The organism is Prosthecobacter fluviatilis, from assembly GCF_055388355.1.
On sequence record NZ_AP043782.1, the window covers coordinates 502,554 to 516,072 of the forward strand.

The 13,519-nt window shown below is 63.9% G+C and carries 7 protein-coding genes; 5 read left to right on the forward strand and 2 right to left on the reverse strand.

The annotated features are described in order from the left end of the window. Positions 1–245: 245 nt before the first annotated feature. Complete coding sequence (gene typA / locus ACZ5WW_RS01765) at positions 246–2,090, reverse strand: translational GTPase TypA (RefSeq protein ID WP_377169436.1); 1,845 nt, start codon at positions 2,088–2,090, stop codon at positions 246–248. A 291-nt stretch (positions 2,091–2,381) separates the two neighbouring features. Here typA and ACZ5WW_RS01770 point away from each other — a divergent pair, with 291 nt between their 5' ends. Together ACZ5WW_RS01770 and ACZ5WW_RS01775 are read left to right on the forward strand one after the other, a co-directional pair. Beyond that, positions 2,382–7,379 carry a beta strand repeat-containing protein gene (locus ACZ5WW_RS01770; protein WP_377169438.1) on the forward strand — a complete coding sequence of 1,666 codons (4,998 nt, stop codon included), beginning with the start codon at positions 2,382–2,384 and terminating at the stop codon, positions 7,377–7,379. A 143-nt stretch (positions 7,380–7,522) separates the two neighbouring features. Beyond that, complete coding sequence (locus ACZ5WW_RS01775; protein WP_377169440.1) at positions 7,523–8,896, forward strand: aspartate aminotransferase family protein; 1,374 nt, start codon at positions 7,523–7,525, stop codon at positions 8,894–8,896. A gap of 153 nt (positions 8,897–9,049) precedes the next feature. On the opposite strand, the gene ACZ5WW_RS01780 is transcribed toward ACZ5WW_RS01775, so the two are convergent. Further along, a complete protein-coding gene (locus tag ACZ5WW_RS01780) occupies positions 9,050–9,655 on the reverse strand; it encodes a hypothetical protein (protein WP_377169442.1) in 606 nt (201 codons plus the stop codon). Between the two features lie 81 nt (positions 9,656–9,736). Here ACZ5WW_RS01780 and ACZ5WW_RS01785 point away from each other — a divergent pair, with 81 nt between their 5' ends. From ACZ5WW_RS01785 to ACZ5WW_RS01795, 3 genes are all read left to right on the forward strand, one after another. Next, entirely contained in the window at positions 9,737–12,385 is a 2,649-nt protein-coding gene (locus ACZ5WW_RS01785) for a PSD1 and planctomycete cytochrome C domain-containing protein (RefSeq protein ID WP_377169444.1), read from the forward strand. A gap of 318 nt (positions 12,386–12,703) precedes the next feature. Further along, positions 12,704–12,976 (forward strand): WXG100 family type VII secretion target, encoded by a 273-nt coding sequence (locus ACZ5WW_RS01790; RefSeq protein WP_377169446.1) that lies wholly within the window; start codon positions 12,704–12,706, stop codon positions 12,974–12,976. 39 nt (positions 12,977–13,015) lie between these two features. Then, positions 13,016–13,513: a hypothetical protein gene (locus ACZ5WW_RS01795; RefSeq protein ID WP_377169448.1), complete on the forward strand. Its 498-nt coding sequence runs from the start codon at positions 13,016–13,018 to the stop codon at positions 13,511–13,513. Positions 13,514–13,519: the final 6 nt, after the last annotated feature.

Genomic DNA, 13,519 nt, shown 5'->3' on the forward strand with positions numbered 1-13,519 from the left:
AGCGAGGAACGAGCGCAGCTACCGCTTTCGCAGGCCGGACGGGTGGCGCATGGCACATCTCCTCCGAGCATAGGGCCGTTTGGGACGCCCGCTGACTCCTTGATTCTACGTGTGCCAGCAGACGCCCGAAAGAGGTAGCTCCGATGCAGGCGTAGGCGTCGCGCCACCCACACAGCAAAAAGGCCAAGGCGGTGATGCCTTGGCCTTCTTGTTAGCTTTTGACTCTTTGACTGCTGACTGCCGCCTTACGCAGCCGCGCCTTCGAGCTGCGCTTCGGTCTTCTTCTTCTCGCGCTGGCGCACGTTGCTGTCGAGGATGCGCTTGCGGATGCGGATGCTCTTGGGCGTACACTCGGCGAGTTCATCGGGGGCGATGTACTCGATGGCGCGCTCCAGGCTGAAGCGGATCGGCGGGGTGAGCTGGATGCCCTTGTCGTTGCCGGCGGCGCGGAAGTTGGTGAGCTGCTTGCTGCGTGTGGGGTTCACGGGCAGATCGTCGGCGCGTGGGTTTTCGCCGATGATCATGCCGTCATACACCTGCTCGCCTGCGCCGATGAAGAGCTTGCCGCGCACCTGAATGGTGTCGAGGGCGTAGCTGGTGGCTTCGCCTGCTTCGGTGCTCACCAGCGTGCCGGTGCTGCGGGTCTGCATGGGTCCGGCGTGCGGGGCGTATTCGCGGAAGAGGTGGCTGTGAATGCCGTGACCGCTGGTCAGGTTCATCAGTTCAAACTCAAAGCCAATGAGGCCGCGAGTCGGCACATAGGCCTGCAGGCTGGTGCGGCCGTTGTGCGCGCTCATGTCTTCGATCTTGCCTTTACGCTCGGAGATGGATTTCATCACGCCGCCGAGGTAGTCGTCCGGCACGTCCACGTACAGGGTTTCAAAGGGCTCGACGAGTTCGTCGTTCACGCGCTTCATGATGACCATGGGGCGGGAGACGAGGACCTCAAAGCCTTCGCGGCGCATCTGCTCCACCAGCACGGCGATCTGCATGGCGCCACGGGCGCTCACGTCAAAGATACCGGCGGTGTCCGTGTCCTTCACGCTGATGGTCACGTTCATCTTCTGCTCGCGGTCCAGGCGGTCGCGGATCTTGCGGGAGGTCACGTGCTCGCCTTCGCGTCCGGCCAGCGGGCCGTCATTCACGGCGAACTGCATGACGATGGTCGGCGGGTCGATGGCCACGAAGGGCAGGGCCACGGCGTCTGCGCTGCCGGCCACGGTCTGGCCGATGTCCACGTCTTCAAAGCCGGAGATGCCGACGATGTCGCCAGCGATGCCTTCCACGGAGTCGCTGGTGGTCAGGGTGGTGTACTGGAAGACCTTCGTCACTTTCACCGGGATGGCTTTTTCTTCCGGGGTCTTGCCCAGGAGGAAGACCTTGTCTCCCAGCTTCACGCTGCCACGGGTCACCTTGCCGATGGCCACACGGCCCACGAAGTTGTCCCAGTCGATGTTGGAGACGAGCATCTCGAAGCAGCCTTCCACTTCCGCCTTCGGAGCGGGGATGTGCTCCACGATCTTGCCCAGGAGGAAGGTCATGTCGTGCTGCTCGCCAGTGGGGGAGTCGGTGACCCAGCCTGCGCGGGCGCTGCCGTAAACGAAGGCGGCATTGAACTGCTCTTCAGTGGCGTCCAGCTCCAGGAAGAGCTCCAGCACCTTGTCGTGCACCTTCTGGGGCTCGATGTGCGGGCGGTCCATCTTGTTGATGAGCACGATGGGCTTGATGCCCTGCTCCAGCGCCTTCTTCAAAACGAAGCGCGTCTGCGCCTGCGGCCCTTCATAGGCGTCCACCACGAGCATCACGCCGTCCACCATCTTCATCACACGCTCCACTTCACCACCGAAGTCGGCATGGCCGGGGGTGTCCACGATGTTGATGATGTAGTCGTTCCAGTGAACGGAGGTGTTCTTGGCCTTGATGGTGATGCCCTTCTCGCGCTCCAGATCCATGGAGTCCATGGCGCGTTCTGCGATGGCTTGGTTCTCGCGGAAATTGCCACTGGCGCGCAGCAGGCCGTCGACGAGCGTGGTTTTGCCGTGGTCGACGTGAGCGATGATGGCGATATTGCGAATTTTGTCAGGGGTCATGGGGCAGTTTGAGGGGAAGGGGGCCGCGAGAGTAGCAGCGTCTGGGCCATAGGCAACCACTTCGCTGCACCCGTTTTGGGGCATGGAGCGGAAGCCGGTGGCTGTCCGGGGCCGGGGAAGCAGGCCCTCCCAGGCGGCAAAGTGACATGATGTACAGGTGCGCCAGCCCAAATGTCTTTTGTGTGACGATTCTGTTTCCAATTCATTCAAAATCATTGGTTTATGAAACGTTATCTTCACCGTGAAGTGTTGGTCTGGCGGTGATGGATCTGCTTATGAGGCCGGACCCCCATGCCCCCTCTTTTTGCTCAAGCGGCCGTCGCACGCCGCCTGGCGGTCCCGTTCCGCCGCAGTGCGTCTTCTTTGCTGTCCCCTCGTGCTGCGCTGTGCAGCGTGGCCCTTTTGCTGGCCCAGCAGGCCCCCGCCCAGTCCGTCTGGTCCGGCGGTACGGGCAGCTGGAATGACACCGCCAAATGGTCTGGCGCCACCGTGCCTGCCAGTGACACCGCCACCTCCCTCGTCTTCGGCGGCTCCACCAGCTACACGAGCACGAACAACATCAGCAACTTCACGCTGAACCAGCTCCTCTTTAATAACACCGCAGGTACCATCACCCTTGCGGGCTCTCCCACCACCAATGCGCTGGACTTCACAAATGCCAGCTCAGACCACGCCATGCTATCCGTCATCACGCTTACGGGCCCTGGCAGCGCCACCATCACAGCGCCCGTGATCTGGGATGGGGAAACGACCGTGACCAATGCCGGCTCCGGCACGCTGACCTTCAGCACCGGCGCGCAGACTTTTGCCAACGGCACCAAGCAGACCTTCATCAACAGCGGCACCGGCACCCTGACCCTGGGCGACGGCCCGGCCTACTCCAACGCCGGCACCAACACCGGCGTGGTGATCAACCTGATCAACAACTCCACGGTCGGCAAGTTCATCAACATCGCCGACATGGGCGGGATGACGAACACCACGATCAACGTCAGCGGCACGGGCACAGTGCGCTTCAGCGGCAGCGCCGGGGACTTGTTTGGAAATTCGACCACGCTGAACGTGGCCAGCGGCGCCACCTTTGACTTTGGCGCCAATCCTGAAACGATGGGTGCGATCTCGGGCGGCGGCACCATCCTGGAGACAGCGGCGGGAATCACCGTCACCTCTGCAGGGTACTATGTGTTCTCGGGCAAGCTCTCCGGCACAGACAGCTTGTCCTTCCTCGTGGTGTCGGGCGCGTCGCACACGCTGGTGATGTCCGGCTCGGCGAGCGACTACGTGGGCACCACCACCATCGCGGCCGGCCGCCTCATTGTCTCTGCCAATGCGCCCAGCGGCAGTGCCGGTGCGCTGGGAAATGCCACCTCGGACGTACTGGTGGGAAATACCAGCGGCTCAGGCCTGGCCCGTTTGCTCATCGACACCGCAGGCGTCACCATCGGGCGAAACATCCGCCTGCAGTCCGGCAACACTGGCGTGATGATGGTGGGCGGGCTCAATGCCTCCGGCACGGTGACCTACGCAGGCAATGTCATTTTGGGCACAGACAGCGGCGCGGCCAAGGGCATAACCCTGAGCTCCGTGAGCGGCGGCACCGTGGAGTTTACCGGCGGGCTGCTGCAGGCCGTTGGAGCCACGGGAAGCGGGGACACCGTGACCCTCGTCGGCGGCGGCACGGTGGCCTTTCGCGGAAGCAACACCTACATGGGCGCGACCACCGTCAGCGGCGGCACCTTGCTGCTGGACTACAGCCTGAACAATGCCGCCAAGCTCAGCGCCTCCTCTGCGCTCATCCTCAATGGCGGCTCTCTCAGTCTCACAGGCAGCAGCGACTCGGGGTCATCCGAAACCGTGGCCGGACTCACGCTGGGAAACAGCTCCGGCGTGCTCGGTGGTGCAGCCCGCATCACCGTGACGAGCGGGAGCAGTCAGAACATCACGCTGGTGCTCAACGGCATCACCCGCAACACCGGTGCCACCGTGAATTTCAATCCGGTCGGCATCGGCTCCGGAGTCGCGGGCATCACCACCGCCACAGCCAACAACACCAGCGTGAGCACTGGCAACAGTGCCATGAACATTCTCGGCGCATACGCCACCTACCAGCTCAATGACTGGGCGGTGAATGACGGCTTTGGCAACGTCTCCGCCCTCTCGGCGGGGAGCTACACCACCGGCTTTGGCAGCGGCCAGCACACCAGCCTGAGCGCCACCACCACCACCCTGGGGGCCGGAGGGGCCACCACCAACACGCTGCGCCTCACCGGCACCTCGGCCATCGCCTTTGCCGCAGCCGCAGACACGCTGACGCTGGAGAGCGGCGGCCTCCTCGTGTCCTCCACGGCTGGGGCCACCAGCATCGGTGCCACGAGCAGGCGCGGCGTGCTCGCCACCTCCACAGGGGAGCTCATCATCCACCAGCAGAGCGCTTCCACACTCAGCATTCATGCCGTCATCAGCGGCACCAACCTCGTCAAATCCGGCGATGGCGCGCTCGTGCTCACCGCCACCAACACCTACACCGGGAATACCATCGTCAATGGCGGCTCCCTTTCCGTCACCGCCAGTGCAAACCTCGGCACCGGCACCACGGGGCTGACGCTGAATGGCGCCACGCTCATCCTGGCCAGCGGCACGTTGGGCACGATCGGCAATGACGCTCTCGCTCCCGGTCACGTCATCACCATCGGCTCTGCGGGGGCCACCTTTAATTTCTCCGTAGTGCAGGCAGTGCAGGGGAATGGGCTGACCGGCACCGGCACGCTGACCCTCTCAGGCACCGGCGGCATCGCGGTGGGCACCAGCGTCAGCACCTTCAGCGGAGACATCGTGATCAACAACGGCGTGCTGCGCATGAACAGCCAGCAGTTTACCAGCGTGCCCAGCATCACCGTGAACAGCGGTGGCACCTATGAGGTGAATGACGACGCCACAGACACCTTCGGGGCCAATGCCGCCAACGGCCGCCTCATCATCAACGGCAACGGCTTTGGCGGTAACGGAGCCATCCGTCTCACCGACCAGACGCCGGGCTCCGCCTTTGTGGACCCCAAGACCACCATCATCAACGAGGTGGCGCTGCAGAGCACCTCACGCATTCAGGTGGAAAACGGCACCGCCATCGGCAGCCTCTCCCAGATGATCATCACCGGGAGTGTGACCGGCCCCGGCGGGCTCGACAAAACCGGCAACGGCGTGCTGACCCTGACCTCGCGAGACAACACCTACGCAGGCAGCACCCTCGTGGAAAATGGCACGCTGCGCATCGACCTGGGCAATGACCGCCTGCCCACCGGCACCACGGTCACGCTCGGCACCGGCACCACCTCCGGTGTGCTGCAGCTCAGCGGCTTCTCCCAGAGCCTCGCCGGACTCATCACCGCAGGCACCGGCACGGCCAATGCCGTCATCGGCGGCAGCCTCACCTCCACCAGCCTGCTGGAAGTGAGCGTCTCCTCCGGCACGCAGACCTACGGCGGCAGCCTCGGCTCAGGGAGCGGCACGGGAGCTCCCAACAACACCGGCGCAAACAACAACGTGGGCTTCATCAAGGACGGCGCGGGCACCTTTGTGCTGGCCGGGGCGGGCACCTACACCGGAGCCACCACCGTGAACCAGGGGACCCTCATGCTGGGAAATACCAGGGCGCTGGGCGGCGGCGGAGCCTCCCTGGCGGCGGGCGCAGGCGGCACCACGGTAAATGCCGGTGCAACGCTGGACCTCAACGGTCAGACGGAGGTGCAGGAGGTCATCACGCTGAATGGCACGGGCGTGGGCGGCGACGGTGCCCTGGTGAATAATAGTGGCACGGCGGCCAGCATCGGCAGCGGTGTGGCCTCGCTGAGCTTCACCGGCGTGAGCACCGCCGGCTGGTCGGCTGCGGCCGCTGTGGCGGTCGATCCCTCATCCGGTGGCTCCTCCGCCAGCGCCACGGCCCAGCTCGGGCTCGGCACCGGCAGCCTCACGCTGACCAGCGGCGGCTCCGGCTACGGACTGGCACCCACAGTCACCGTAACGGGTGGCACGGGGGCGGTTGTCATCGCTTCGGTGGGGGTGACCAGCGCCTCATACACCGTCACATCCAATACCACGACCTACTCGGTGGCTCCCACGGTCACCCTTTCCAACGGGGCCACAGGGGTCGCAAATCTGGACGCCAACGGCAAGGTGGTGAGCATCACGGTCACGAGTGCGGGCAGCAATTTCACCGGAACACCGACCGCCAAATTCACCGGTGGCACGGTGCTGGTGCTCGGGAAGGACCCCACGGTGGCGGGCAACAACTCCAACTACACCGTGGTAGGTCTTACCATTGTGAATCCGGGCACCGGCTTCACCTCCACGCCTGCGGTCACCATTGCCGGCGGCACCGGGGCGGCTGCCACGGCGGTGGGAAACGACGGAGCCTTTGTGCTCAACGGCGTCACGCTGGAAGCCAGTGGCGGCGGTTATTCCGGCGCGCCAGCTGTCAGCCTCAGCGGCGGCACCGGCAGCGCCACGGCCAATCTCACCAGCGTGAACCTGGCCTCTGACTCCAGCGTGGGTGGCAGCGGAGATCTGACCATCAATGCCGTCGTCTCCGGCAGCGGGGCTCTGACCAAGGTGGGCGCAGGCACCGCCACCCTGACCGGCAGCAACACCTACACCGGCACCACCACCGTGAGCGCGGGCACCCTGCAGGTCGGAGTCAGCGGCTTTGGCCAGAGCGGCTCAGGCGCGCTCACCGTCAACGGAGCCACCGCCGTGCTGGCGGGCACGGGCAGCATCACTGGCAGCACCACCGTGGTCTCCGGCGTCATCAGACCCGGCGACAGCGGCGGCGCGGCCACGGGCACACTGTACACCCACAGCCTGGCCTTCACTCCGGCCGCCAGCAGCGCCGTGGCCGAGCTGCAGATCACCGGCTCCAGCGCCGGGACAGACCTCGCCGCCGACCGGATCAGCATCACCGGCACGCTCACGCTCAGCAGCTTGAGCAACCTCATGGTGGACGGCACCGGCTACACTGCCGCCGTTGGCGACACCTTCACCCTGCTGGACTGGAGCGGCGTCGTGAGCCTCAACGGCTTCAGCACCGGCACCAACCTCCGCACCGGAGCCAACGCCGACGGCAATGAAGGCAACCTCGACCTCCCCGACATCACCGGCACGGGCCTCTGGCAGATCAGCAGCATGCTCGACGCCGGCGCTCTGACGCTCGTCGTCGTGGCCGTGCCCGAGCCCACACGCGGCCTGCTGCTGCTCTGCGCAGCGCTGGGCATGGTGCTGCGGCGCAGGCGGAAGTGAGGGCTGAAAGCCGCTGTGCTGCCGCCTTTTTCATCCGCCGGCACATTTATATTGACGGCCAGATAATTCGTATGCGCACAAAAATACCGCGACCTGCTGCAAAGCGAGTAGCACGCAAATAAAGTCGCGTGCAGTATCGTCCCATGGGCAAAGAATTCAGCATCACACCACAGACCGTCCCTTACGTCGAAACCAAGCACCGCCGCATCTGCACGCCATTGCCGCATCCGGACTCTGTGCCCACTTTGGAAAAACTGCGTCACTTTGAGCCCCAGTCCATGCGCGGCATGCCCCCCATCGTGTGGGACAAGGCCCTGGACATCCACATCTTCGACAAGTACGGCAACAAGTGGCTCGACTGGAGCAGCGGTGTGCTCGTGACCAATGCCGGCCACGCCGCTCCGGAAATCTGCAAGGCCATGGTCGACCAGATCAACAGCGGCCTCATCCACAACTACGTCTTCCCCAGCGAGGAGCGCGCCGAAGCCGCCGAACTCATCGCCTCCGTTTCCCCGGAAGGCTTGAAAAAAGTCTTCCTCCTCAGCACCGGCAGTGAAGCCACCGAGTGCGCCATCAAGCTCAGCCGCAGCCACGGTATCAAGGTTGGCGGAAAAGAGAAGATTGGCATCATCGGCTTCACCCGTGGCTTCCACGGCCGCACCCTCGCCAGCCAGCAGGCCGGCGGCATGGCCGGGCAGAAGGCCTGGATCGTCAATGAAGATCCCGCCATTCTCAATGCGCCCTTCCCGGACGGCTACTGGACCGAAGACACCAGCTTTGACACCTTCCTCAAAACCATCGCCGACAAAGGCCTCACCGGAGCCAACATCGCCGGCGTCATCATCGAGAGCTATCAGGGCGTCGGCCCCGACTTTGCCCCCGTGGAGTATATTCAGAAACTCCGCGCCTGGTGCGATGAACACAAGGTCGTCCTCACCTTTGACGAAGTGCAGGCCGGCTTTGGCCGCACCGGCAAATTCTGGGCCTTCGAGCACTACGGCGTCACACCAGACATCATCTGCTGCGGCAAAGGCATCAGCAGCGGCATGCCTCTCAGCGCCGTCATCGGTCGCGTGGAGATCATGGATCAGTTCCCCCCTGGCAGCATGACCAGCACGCACACAGGCAATCCCGTCTGCTGCGCCGCCGCAGTGGCCAACATCAAGAAGTTGCTCGACGAAGACCTCACCGGCAACGCCGCCCGCCTCGGTCCCATCTTGCACGAGCGCTGCAAGGCCATCCAGAACCGCCACCCGCACGTCGTTGGAAACGTCACCTGCGCAGGCCTCGTCGCCGGATTGCAGATTGTTCTTCCCGGCAAAAAGGAGCCGAACCACGATCTCGCCCACCGCATCATCGAGCTCTGCTACCAGCGCGGCCTGCTCCTCTTCGCCCCCGTCGGCGCCTGGGGCCAGACCGTCAAGATCTGCCCCCCCCTCACCGTCACCGAAGAAGCCCTCATCGAAGCCTGCGACGTCCTCGACAGCGCCGTGGATGACGCTGTCGCCGGGAAGTAGGGAAGGGAAGTCATCGCTGCGAGCTGCGCCACGGGTCATGCCGGGCGCAGCTTTTTGCTGGGAACGCCGATGCCCTCATCTCTTTCGGGCGAATGTCCATTTCGGGCGAATGTCCATTCGCACCCGATGCTACTAAGACCGCCAGCCAACACGTCACCCCCGCACCACACCCACGCGGTTAAACTTCGCCAGCCCCAGCGCCTTCATCTCCGCTGGCGTGTAGCTTTCAGCGCCCACGAGTTTCTCTCTCAGCCGCTCCCGCAGCGCTTCCATCAACTCACGTCCATTTTGCATCCAGGTGTAGTAAAGGCACAGCGGCACGTAGCGCCCGCTGCCAAAGCGGAGGAACAAGGTGTTCGCCCGCGTCATGGAAATGAACCCATGCGTGCCACGGCTCTGCGGTGCAAACCGCATGATGCGGAACCACCAGGGCGTGTGGGCTGGCAGGCCAAACACTGCGGATTCAATCTCCTCCAGCGGGATCACTGTCGCATACGCCCCTCGCCCGATGCGCAGTGTGGAGTCTGTGAGCTCAAAGTGCGGCTTCCGCCGGTCGATGTTCAGCGCAAAAAAGGTGAGGAGCGCCGTCGTGATGGCCCAGCCGCCGAGCAGTTGAGCGCCGGTGGGCTTGAAGCCCAGCAGGCCGCCAAGGCCGAGGAGGATCATCGCATTGAAGATGAAACCCGCCACCGGCATGACCAGCAGGTAGCTCAGCCAGTAGGTCGGCTTCGGGTGCGCAAGGATGGACTCGGCTGGCATGGAAAAAGCTGTCTTTGCCCATGACATCAGCTTTGAGACCGGGATGCAAGAGCCAAGCCCGCCACCCCGTAATTTCACCACATGACACGCCGCCTCCATTCACGCCTCGCCCTCGTGCTGTTGACTGCCTCGCCCGCCTGGGCGGTGGCCGCGCCCGTGATGTTTGAAAAAGACGTGCGCCCCATTCTCAAAACGCACTGCTTCCACTGCCACGGTGAAGACGGCGAAATGAAGGGCGGGCTGGATGTGCGCCTGGCGCGCTTCATCCTCAAAGGCGGCAAGGACGGCCCCGTGATCGTCCCCGGCAAAGTGGCCGAGAGCCACCTCATCGACCTCGTCAAAAAAGGCGAGATGCCCAAGGGCAAAACCAAGCTCGCAGACAAGGACATCGCCACCCTCGAAGCCTGGGTGGCCCAAGGGGCCAAAACCGCCCGCCCCGAGCCCGAAAAGCTCGGCCCGGAGCACGCCTTCACCGATGAAGAGCGCGCCTGGTGGTCGCTGCAGCCCATTCACGCCGTGAAGCCCCCGGTGGAGAAAAAAGGCGCCACCAGCATTGATGCCTTCATCGCCGCCAAGCTTGAAGAAAAAGGGCTGTCCTTTTCACCTGAGGCCGATCCCGTCACCTTCATCCGCCGTGCCAGCTTTGACCTCATCGGCCTGCCACCCACACCTGCGGAGGTGGATGAATTCGTCGCCGCTTACATCAAAAATCCGCAGCTCAGCATCGAGCATCTGGTGGACCGCCTGCTGGCCTCCCCGCACTATGGCGAGCGCTGGGGCCGTCACTGGCTGGATGCCGCTGGCTATGCCGACAGCGAGGGCTTTGGCGAGCGCGATCTGGAGCGCCCCTGGGCCTGGAAGTACCGCGACTACGTCATCAATGCCTTCAACAAGGACAAGCCCTTCGATCAGTTCGTGCGCGAGCAGCTCGCCGGAGATGAAATGGTGCCGCAGCCGTACAAGGACCTCTCGCCGGACGCCATCGAAAAACTCGCCGCCACCGGCTTCCTGCGCATGTCTCCCAACGGCACCGGAGAGAAAAACGACGCCGCCACACAGAATGCCAACATCGCCGACACGCTCAAAATGGTGGGCACCTCGCTCTATGGTCTGACCATCGGCTGCGCGCAGTGCCATGATCACCGCTACGATCCCATCTCTCAGGCGGACTACTACCGCCTGCGCGCTGTGTTTGAGCCCGGTTTTGACACCAAGGCCTGGCGCGGCCCCGGCAGCCGCCTCGTCTCGCTGCTGACGGAAAAGGAAATCGCCGAATCCGCCAAGATCGAAATCGAGGCCAAGAAGCTCGACGCCGCACGCACGGCCAAGGCCGAGGAATTCATCACCGAAGTGCTGGAAAAGGAACTCCTCAAAGCCCCCGAGGCCGACCGCGCCGCCCTGCGCACCGCCTACCGCACCGAGGTCAAGAAACGCACCGCAGATCAGACCAAGCTCCTCAAAGCCTGGCCTCGCGTGAACCAGCTCAGCTCCGGCTCCCTCTACCTCTACGACACCACCTACAAGACCAAGCACGCGGATACACTGAAGAAGATGGCCGCAGAAGCCGCCGACGTGCGCGCCACCAAGCCGAAGCAGGAGTTTCTCCATGCCTTCACCGAGCTGCCCAAGAAGCCTGAGGCCGTGCCCGCCACCTACATCTTCAACCGCGGCCAGTTTGACCAGCCCAAGGAGCAGGTGAAGCCCAGCGACCTCACCGTGCTCGCCGCCTTCCGCAAGATCGAGATCCCCGAGAAAAACGCCGCGCTGCCCACCACCGGCCGCCGTCTCGCCCTCGCCAATGAACTCACCGACGGCAAGCACCCCCTCGTGGCCCGCGTCATGGTGAACCGCGTGTGGATGCACCACTTTGGCAAAGGCATCGTGACCAGTGCCGGGGACTTTGGCCAGCTCGGCACCAAGCCCACGCACCCCGAGCTGCTCGACTGGCTGGCCACCGACTTCATGGCACGTGGCTGGAGTCTGAAACAGCTGCACCGCCAGATCATGACCTCCCGCACCTACCGCCAGGCCTCCACCAGGGATGCCACGCGCGACCGCATCGACCCCGACAATTCCTACCTCAGTCGCATGAGCGTCCGCCGTCTGGAGGCCGAGATCCTGCGCGACAGCCTGCTCGCCGTCAGCGGCAAGCTCAATCCCCAGGTGGGCGGCGCTCCCGTGCCCGTCATGTTCAATGAAGAGGGGCAGGTGGTCATCGGCATCGACACCACGGACACCGCAGGCCGTCCCTCCGGCAAAGTCATCCCGCTCAATGGTGATGAATTCCGTCGCAGCATCTACGTGCAGGCCCGGCGCTCCCGCCCGCTGGAGATGTTTGCCACCTTTGACGCCCCCATCATGGAGCCCAGCTGCGATGCCCGCACCGTCACCACCGTAAGCCCGCAGAGCCTCCTGCTCATGAACAGCACCACCATGCGCGTGCATGCCCAGCAGTTCGCCCAGCGCGTGCAGAGCGAAGGCGGCAAAGACACCGCCGATCAGGTGCGTTACGCCTTCAGGCTCGTCAGCGGCAGGTCGCCCTCGGAGTCCGATGTGCAGCAGAGCGTCGAGTTTGTGCAGGCGCAGACGGAGTTCTACAAGGCGAACCCGACGCCGCTCGAGGTCCAGCTGGGCGCACCGTCCAAGACCCCCGGAGACCCCGCCTTCCTCGGCCTCACCGCCCTCTGCCACGCCCTCCTCAGCTCCAATGCGCTGCTGTATGTGGACTAGACGGCGCGGTGCCTCCCCACGCGAGAACACGCGCCGTGTTTTCAGCGTGGTTCATCTCGCGTCTGAGTCGAAACGAGGTAAGCCCAAGACCTATAAAACATAGGCGCCCTCAACGGCTCTGTGATTCCCGCGCCGTGGGGGAAGGGGGATGTCACGCAAGGTTGACCGGCCTCCGATTTCCCAACGTGCTCAGGAACGGAGGCGAACTTCCGCATGCAGGCCAGGAGATGCCGGCACAGCGTATCGTGGGAGTGTGCAGCCAGCCAAATTCGTCGCAAAACCATTCGTCAATCTGCATTCCTTCTACATGATTGACGCATGGCTCAGGCAATCATGAACCCCGAGGAGGTCCGGCGCTTTGCGCAGGAGCTGAAGCGCTTCAACACAGAAATGCAGCAGCGCTCCGCCTCCCTGCAGAGCCGCTTCACCGCCTTGGGCGAGACCTGGCAGGACGCCGAGCACGAAAAATTCGCCGCCGAGTTCAACACCACCATGAAGGCCATCAAGCGCTTCATGGAGATGTCCGAGCAGCACACCCCCTTCCTCCTCCGCAAGGCCCAGCGCATCGAGGAGTACCTCAGCCAGCGCTAATCCAGGAACCAGGCCCCAGGAACCAAGAACACCCGCCCCATGGCTGACCAGGCGCGCATCTCCAACCTCGACTCCATCGAGGCCTTTCGTGCTGCCCTCATCATCTTCATCAGCAAGACTCAGCAGGTGCTTGACTCCGTGCAGGACTCTGTGAAAAAGACGCGTGGCTGGGTGCAGACAGAGCAGCCGGCCTACTGGCAGCAGCAGATCCGCATGCGGCAGAAGAAGCTCGACCAGGCGCAGCAGGAGCTCATGAGCGCTCGCATGTCCGAGTTTGTGGACAACCCCGCCGCTCAGCAGATGGCGGTGCGCAAGGCCCGCGCCGCACTCGAGGAGGCACAGGCCAAGGCGGAGCGCACCAAGGCCTGGGGCCGGGACTTTGACCGCACCGTCGATCCCCTGGCGCGCAAAACGGACTCCCTGCGTGACTACCTTGAAACAGATCTCGCCAAAGCCGTGGCCTATCTCGTCGAAATTCAGAAAATTCTTCAGGCCTACAACGAAACTCCCGCCCCTCCAGCGAGTTCCGACTCCTGACCGACT

Bases quoted from the DNA above. Each gene is read 5' to 3' on its own strand.
- typA (WP_377169436.1), bottom strand. From the start codon at position 2,090: ATGACCCCTGACAAAATTCGCAATATCGCCATCATCGCTCACGTCGAC.
- ACZ5WW_RS01770 (WP_377169438.1), top strand. From the start codon at position 2,382: ATGCCCCCTCTTTTTGCTCAAGCGGCCGTCGCACGCCGCCTGGCGGTC.
- ACZ5WW_RS01775 (WP_377169440.1), top strand. From the start codon at position 7,523: ATGGGCAAAGAATTCAGCATCACACCACAGACCGTCCCTTACGTCGAA.
- ACZ5WW_RS01780 (WP_377169442.1), bottom strand. From the start codon at position 9,655: ATGCCAGCCGAGTCCATCCTTGCGCACCCGAAGCCGACCTACTGGCTG.
- ACZ5WW_RS01785 (WP_377169444.1), top strand. From the start codon at position 9,737: ATGACACGCCGCCTCCATTCACGCCTCGCCCTCGTGCTGTTGACTGCC.
- ACZ5WW_RS01790 (WP_377169446.1), top strand. From the start codon at position 12,704: ATGGCTCAGGCAATCATGAACCCCGAGGAGGTCCGGCGCTTTGCGCAG.
- ACZ5WW_RS01795 (WP_377169448.1), top strand. From the start codon at position 13,016: ATGGCTGACCAGGCGCGCATCTCCAACCTCGACTCCATCGAGGCCTTT.